3 protein-coding genes are annotated in these 7509 nt (G+C 47.2%); 1 reads left to right on the top strand and 2 read right to left on the bottom strand.

Annotated features, from left to right (window positions below; all coding sequences use genetic code 11):
• Window positions 1-107 precede the first annotated feature (107 nt).
• Window positions 108-782, top strand: a complete 675-nt coding sequence (locus KDK14_RS15010; RefSeq protein WP_257265984.1) for a hypothetical protein — start codon at window positions 108-110, stop codon at window positions 780-782.
• A gap of 41 nt (window positions 783-823) precedes the next feature.
• Here KDK14_RS15010 and KDK14_RS15005 read toward each other — a convergent pair whose 3' ends face one another.
• Complete coding sequence (locus KDK14_RS15005; protein ID WP_257265983.1) at window positions 824-1888, bottom strand: CPBP family intramembrane glutamic endopeptidase; 1065 nt, start codon at window positions 1886-1888, stop codon at window positions 824-826.
• A 131-nt stretch (window positions 1889-2019) separates the two neighbouring features.
• Complete coding sequence (locus tag KDK14_RS15000; RefSeq protein WP_257265982.1) at window positions 2020-7263, bottom strand: DUF4011 domain-containing protein; 5244 nt, start codon at window positions 7261-7263, stop codon at window positions 2020-2022.
• Window positions 7264-7509 lie beyond the last annotated feature (246 nt).

The raw sequence follows: 7509 nt of genomic DNA, 5'->3' as shown, positions 1-7509 counted from the left end.
ATTTTATGATAATGATTCTCAATTATAAAAATAAAACAATCAAACCACTCTGATAGAAAAAAACTATCAACTAATCTTTAGATAATGGCCAAAAAGGAGAACGTGCTATGTCATCGTCACTGACGGATCAGATCAATAACCGTCCATTCCAACCCGACCCGATTAAAGACCCGCAGATAGGCCCATCAGTTCAGGCAGATACCGAGGCTAAAGAGGAAACCAGCTATACCAGTCAACTGGCTGAAATCCCAAAAATGCTGGAGATGGATTTTGATAAAGTAGAAAACGTGCTGGCCAACCTGGCCGCTACCAACCCATTTCGTCCGGATACGGCTTTTGGCAAACAACCCGAAGTTGCCGTCATCGACGCCAGCGATAGTGTTCAATCAGCCCCTGTCGCGCCAGTGGGCGCTGCGACGGCTGCGAGTCAGGTCAGCCAACTGCGGCAGGTCAATACCGCTCTGGCAGAATATGATGGTCGACTTCAGCAGGTATTTGATGCAATGGCACTTTCCCGTTCAGGCAGCAAACCTGAGCCCCATAACATGGGAACGGAGTACGAGAGCCTGATGACCTTTGTCCGTCAAACGGAATACCATCTAACGAAAGCGATCAAACAGATTCCGGAAACGCTCCCTGAGAATACCGGCGAGTCAATGGCGCAGTTAATGCCCGAATTCAGCCAAAGCCTGGTTCGCTATGACAGTGAATTTCAACAGATTTACGGCGCGATTCAGCATGAATTAAAGCAAGCAGAAATTGCCAGCAAACGCTTTCGCTGAGCCTTTAAAGCTACTCTCGAGTGAGAGTGGCTCCCATTCCTTCAATGTTCCTCCCTCCGTGGTCCCTTATGCTGGTGATCAGAATTTGGGGAAGCTATTTCGGGACAAGCCTCCAGATAAATGCCAATACCTATTGCAAGGTAGGTCATCAGCAACACTCTGAGGGCAGCTGCTTTAATCCCTTCTGCTGCCAATATGGACGGAAGCAATTTCATTACGATTATGTTGTGCAGTACATGTGCCGCTGAACTGGCCAGTAAACCCTCTTCCTGAAAAAGTTTACCTAAAAAGTAGCCGGGTGGAATCCTGGAGGTGACATTTACAAACTCGAACCTGCCGCTATTACGGGCGTGTGCCAACCCAAATAACAGACTCGAACTTGCAAGGCTGAGTTGTTTAGCGCGACGGGGGCCAAGACCCGTTGCCGTGAACAATCGCTGCAACATGTCTTGAATACAGAATCGAAAAATCACTTCTTCTTCGCATGCGGCAATGAGCAATCTGTAGATGGCCAGATTGACAGGCGGTTCATTGGTGATTGTGATGGGTTGATCCAAAAGAATTCCCAGTGCTACATGAAGGGAACTTACAGCAGCTTGCGAAAGTAATGTGTAACATGAGGTTTTAATGACATTGTGGGCGGTTAAAATGAATGAAGTGGCTGCAGAGATTTCCGTCTTTCGTTGTGTCAGCGCAACCGGAGCAGGACTAGCCATTAAATCCTGCTGCTGGCCCGTGCCGCGGGGCTGGCTGGCGTTGCGAATCTGCAGTTGCTGGCCCTCAACGCAAGACACGGAAAAAGCGTCCGGTTGTGCTCGCTGTTCAGAATGAAAGGTGTAGTAGCCCGGAGTTTTAATGAGTTTGTGCACCGTTAAAATGAATGACGGGGGCAGACGCTCAATCTTTCGATCTGGCAGCTCAACTGGAGTGACTGAGTCATAAACACCTGCGGGCAATGATGCCTGCTGTCGACCAATATCCGGCGACTGGTCAGATTGACGAATCTTTTTTAGCCCACCAACCTGCTGTTCACCGGGATCAGTGTTTTCTCTGGCAGCAGCGTGGGCTGAGACTGGGTTCTGGGGTAAGCTCTGGCTTATATCCATCAATTAAAGACCCTATTTTGATCAGGTTGGCATAGATTATTTTCCCCAATTTAGAGTCAATTACGCACACAAAGTTCCATGCCTGTTTTGCAACAGTATTTGCTCTGAAGTTCCATTGCATCAGGCAACAATCAACTTTTAATCTGACACTTAACAGGATCGATCAGCAGAACCCCCGCTGGGCCGTCAAGTCGTTCCTTCAACAATCTATCGACCCTTTCTATGGCTCCCTCAGGATCCTGAAAGAAGTCCGTTGACCACAAACGGATCAGGTGCCAACCCAGGTTTTCCAGCACACTGTGCCGGACCCGGTCCCTGTCACGAGCCGATGGCGAGCCATGGTATGTAGCGCCATCGCATTCAACCCCTGCCAGATAAACGCCTGGCGAATCTGGATGCACAATACCAAGGTCAACCCTGAATTTACTGACCCCAACCTGGGTTTGAACTTTCCACCCCTTATCGCGCAGGGCCCAGGTCACAGCCTGTTCAAAATCACTGTCAAACTGATCAACGCCATATTGGGCAGTCGCTTGCCAGGCCAATGCAACCGAGCCTTTTTCTGCGAATTCAAGATAATGTTTGAGGTGTTCAACCGCCAAGGCTGAAGTACGACTCAGATCAATCATCGAGGAATCAAAACTTGAAAAAACAAGTACTTCACTGGTTGCCCGGGTGATAGCAACATTCAAACGACGCTCGCCACCTGATTTATTCAGTGGACCGAAATTCATACTCATTGTTTTGGCTTCAGGTTCTGCGGGCCCATAGCCAAGACTCAGGATAATAATATCTCGCTCATCCCCCTGAACGGATTCCAGATTTTTTACGAATACGCCATCGTATGAGTCTGTAGAATGGAAATAGCGCTCAATATCCGGATTTTTCCTGCGAGCATTATCAAGCAGGTCTTCAATCGTGCGTTGCTGCTCTGTATTGAGCGTCACTACGCCAATGCTTTGACTGCATTGCTGTTCATCAGTTAAACGACGAACTATTTCATCCACCACAGCCTTGGCTTCTATCGGATTGTTACGCCCCTTCCCTTTAGCGTAAACACCATCAACTCGATGAAGGGTCACCGCAGACTCCTTGGTATCAGACGACGGATAGGTAACCAAAGAGTTTTCATAATATTTATTATTTGAAAAAGCGATAAGGGTTTCGTGACGGCTGCGATAGTGACCGGTCAACCGCAAACAGGGTAACCTTGCCGCAAGAGCCTGATCTAAAATTGACTCTAAATCTTCTTCATCAGGATCATCACTATGACCAGACCCACTGAAAAAACTGGTGGGCGGCATCTGTTTTGGATCACCAACAACGATAACATTCCTGCCCCTTGCGATAGCTCCAACGGAGTCCCATGTAGTCATCTGGGAAGCTTCGTCAAAAATGACAAGATCAAAGCCCTTGAAGTCTGATGGTAAAAACTGTGACACAGACAGTGGAGACATCATCATGCAGGGGCAAAGATCCAGAATACGCTCCCCCATTTCATTGAAAAGAGTCCTGACTGGTTTATGACGTGTTTTCTTCTGAAGTTCTCGAGCCAGTACGCCGAACTCTTTAGGGCTATCTTTGGCAAACGGGTCGGGCACAGTTTCAGCGGCAATGGCTGCGACGTACTGGCTGGTAGTTTCAGCCACCCGGGCATCCAACACTCTGAAATCTTCAATTAACTGCTCATGGCTGGACGCTGTAAACTGCCGCAATACGTCACTATCATCAATCAGCTGTGGTGCAAGCCAGCGACAAAAAGCAGTCATTACCTGATCCGAAGCGTCTTCCGGTAAAATGGTCCTCGCTTCAAGACCATGGGTCAGCCCTTCAAGATTAACATTGGCCGCTGCCTCTTTTTGAGCTAACCATTTCACCCAAACATTGAACTTTGCAGACTTGGCTGTTAACGCACCGATTGCTGAATTGACCGCGTCCAGAGAGTCCTGGGTTGAAAACTGAAGCTCCAATGTATCCGCTTCTTCGGCAACGTCACTGAATGTAACCCATGCCTGTTTGAATTCATTTTTTTGCACAACAAGTCTGGAGCCTTCAAGGAAATCGCGGCCATCCACCAGTTTTGTTTTTATGGCGGTAAGCAGGGCTGCAGGATCATCAGTAAGACTCAACGCCTGCTTAATGTTTTGGTGGATACTATTACACCTGTCATTTGCCTGGGCCAAGTCTTCACTGGTGGTTTGCCAGCCCTGCCAGATATTGTCCTCTGCAAAGATTTCAGTCAGGGACAGGATGTGATTCTGTAAATTGGCTGCTTTACGTATCTCAGGGAGGAGGTTTAAGTCCTGAAACTTCTTATACCCTATCCTTTTAGCAGCTTTGTTGACCTTCAACTTTGTGATAAACGACTTCAACCAACGGCCTTGAGCCTCATCATGGAGGGCACACCAGTCAGCAACAGGGGTCACCGTCAGAACTTCGGGTGAAATATTATGCCCTATCGTCGTTAGCAGCTGATCGAATTCCGCTTTTAAATGACACAGCGTTTGCAGATCATCCAACGCTCCTTTGGCCCCTCTGGCCAGAAGGAAATTAAAAGAATCCGACTCAGCAGATTCAATCAGGCCAGCCAGGGCATTTGTTTGATGCAAGGCAGCAATGGCTGGCTTATCGATGGTGAGACCAAAGCTGGAGACAAGAGTGACAGCCTGTGGCAAGAGATCATTGAGCGCAATCTGGTATCTGCTGAGGCAATCTAACACCTGGCTTTGCCAGGCGTTAGACCACCGACGTGCTTTTAGAATTTTGAACTGGTCAGGATCAAGGTCAGCAATGTCTTTATTTGCCAGTGAGATTTTTTTAACGGTTTCCAGTAAATCATCCAGTTGCTCTTTTGATCTGACCGGCGATGATTCAAAGCCCACAGGCCATCCGAGAATAAAATGATGTTTCTCTTTGTAGAGAACATCTCTGGCGATAGCCTCCCTGGCCGAGAGACCAAACGGAGATTTCTTATGCAGTGCCTGTACATAAGCGTTCAAACTATCCCGCTTTTGTTTGAGCGTTTGTACCGATTGAATCCAGCCGTTACTCCGGGCGCTGACCCGTTTATCAGTCGCCGACTTAAGTTGCTCAAGAACCGCTTTTTTATTGGCCTTGTTACTATGAAGCTCCAGACATAAATGATCCAGACCTACCTTTGCCATCCTGCGATAAACAACATGAAGAGCCGCCATTTTTTCTGCAACGAAAAGAACCTTCCTTCCCAATGCCAGATTGTGGCAGATCATGTTGGCAATGGTTTCAGATTTACCAGTGCCTGGCGGCCCCTCCAGAACAAAATCCTGAGAGTGACCAGAAGCTTCCACGGCAACCAGCTGTGAGCTGTCACAGTTCAAAGGGGTGAATATTTTCTCCGGGTCAATTTCCTGATCCACTTTTCCAGCAGAAACAAAGCTTGAATCCTGTGTATAAGCCTCCTGCGGGTTATCCACCAAATGTTTAACAAAAGGATTTTCTTTCAGGTCATCTATTCGATCTTTAAGGTCTTTCCACATCAAGTATTTGGCAAAAGAAAAAGAACCCAGCACCAGCTCTTCAACCACTTCAAACCCCTGCTGTTCTGAAATAGCTGCACGAACCGTATTCCAGATATGATGAACATCAATACCCGACTGATCTTCAGGCAGTGATTCCCGAAACTGGTTAAGGTTTATATTGTGCTCTTTGTCCAGAAACTCAATCAGAGTCATATTAAAAATGGGAGACTCATCCGGGAGCTGCCTCACTTTGACAGGAGCCCGGGCAGAACTGCGGGTCAGCTCTGCCGGAATAAGAATAAGCGGAGCACGATAAGATCGATCATCCTCAGGATTTTCTTTCCATCGCAGCATGCCAACCGCAAGATACAAGGTATTGGAGCCACCTTCTTGTAAGTCATTCTTGGCTTTTCGGAACAGATTAATTGCGTTCTGTTCCAGCTTCTTTTTTGGCATATTGGCCATAAGAATGTTCTTATTCAATTGTTCAAGGGCATACTCTTTATGAATATCTGAACCCGCTTGAAGCCTGAACATCTCCTCACTTCTTTCTTTATCATTCAGGGGACTTTCTTCAACAGATAAAAACCGAAAGAGTGTGCCGCCAGCAAGCTTGTCCTCCATTGCGCTGATATCAGGGCAATACAGCTTAATGGCAACCGCTGTGTCTTTCAGAGCCAACAATGCGTTCCGTTTCGTTAAATCCAACAGCTTGCGTTGCCAGGTATCTATGCGGGTATCCGGGGTTTCCTGAACGACTTTTTCATCAGCCCTTACGGGAGGAAGTGGAGGGACGATGGGCAGATTTAACTCACTGTCTGATTCAGAGCTTTGTACTTCTGTCTTTGTTTCTGTACTGGCTAACGGCTTGATCTTTCTGGAACGAGCTTGCTTAATGTCAATGAGATAGACAAAATCCTGCTCTTTTTCCTCACTGATCAACTCCCGGGCCCGAGCTTTTGCCTGCTCAAAGGTAACAGGCTGATCATTAGTCACCAAAGTACTTTCAAACAGAACGAGATCTCTTGCATCTACTCTTTTTCGAAGGTCCATGGGATCATCATTGGTCAGTACCGGAAAGCATTCATCGATGAGCCAAACGCCAACAAAGGCATGCTCCTTTGTTAAAGCAATGACAGGATTTAATCCCATTAACTCCAGACAGCTGGCAAATAACACAGAGGTATCGAGACATGCTGAAATTTTTGAAGCACTGATATCTGCTGCCAACCGGATACGCTGCCCGACTCTGGCGAAATCTTCGGATGGTGAGACATAAGCAAGCCGCTGAGAAAATATGACATTCCAAAGCGCGGCGGCCATTAAATAAGGCTTTTCTCTGGTGTTGGATTGATAACCGTCAGCACTGCGACCATGACCACTCTTTTCGAGAACCTCTGTGGCTTGCCTGACCAGCGACTCTACGTATACACCATTGGGTTTGACAAAAGCAGCCAAAAGATCAGGTTGCCGACTTTCTCCACCCCAGAAGTTTGCGGGCAAAACAGCCACTGTCGTTGACTTTGTTACGTATATTTGTGATCCATCAGCGGACTCCACTGTGATCAAGAGAGTTACGCTGGTTTCATCAGTCAGAGTAAAGAGTGTGTCATGGGATACCTTCAAGGGCCGTTGCTGGAGAGAAATAGCCTGACCTGGCCGAATATCATCAATAGGCCACTCTTCTTGTGAAAAAAACTCAGGCTCGGACTTCAGCTTAACCACGAGCCTTTTTAAGGCTCCTGAATCTGCTGACTTATCATCGGAGCCAGCCTGGTAAAGCACGCTCAGATTACGTAAAAGCGGATAGGCATTCTGCTGTGCTGCCAGAGAAAAAGTGGATAAATGATCTGCTGATATCTCAAGTATTGCCGTCATTTTAAGGTGAGCCCAGTTGTTTAGGCAGATTGTTTAGCAGATTGTTTAGCAGAAATTCAACATATTCAGGTTAAGTTCTTACAGTGATTGTAATCAGCTATATGGGTCAGTGAATACGCTGGCTATTGACTGTAGCCCTGGCTACAGGAATTCCCCACTATAGCCGTATGGCGGTGGCGCTGCCAACCGCTTAAGGAATTGTCTTTTAATAAGTTCCCGATTTCCGTTCACCCTGAGCTTGTCGAA

It is taken from the genome of Endozoicomonas sp. ONNA2, from assembly GCF_024606365.1.
Lineage (GTDB): Bacteria > Pseudomonadota > Gammaproteobacteria > Pseudomonadales > Endozoicomonadaceae > Endozoicomonas.
Note: the sequence above shows the minus strand (reverse complement) of the source record. Positions and strands in the feature narration are given on the sequence as shown.

Coding starts and splice junctions, on each gene's coding strand:
- KDK14_RS15010 (WP_257265984.1), top strand. CDS start 108: ATGTCATCGTCACTGACGGATCAGATCAATAACCGTCCATTCCAACCC.
- KDK14_RS15000 (WP_257265982.1), bottom strand. CDS start 7,263: ATGACGGCAATACTTGAGATATCAGCAGATCATTTATCCACTTTTTCT.
- KDK14_RS15005 (WP_257265983.1), bottom strand. CDS start 1,888: ATGGATATAAGCCAGAGCTTACCCCAGAACCCAGTCTCAGCCCACGCT.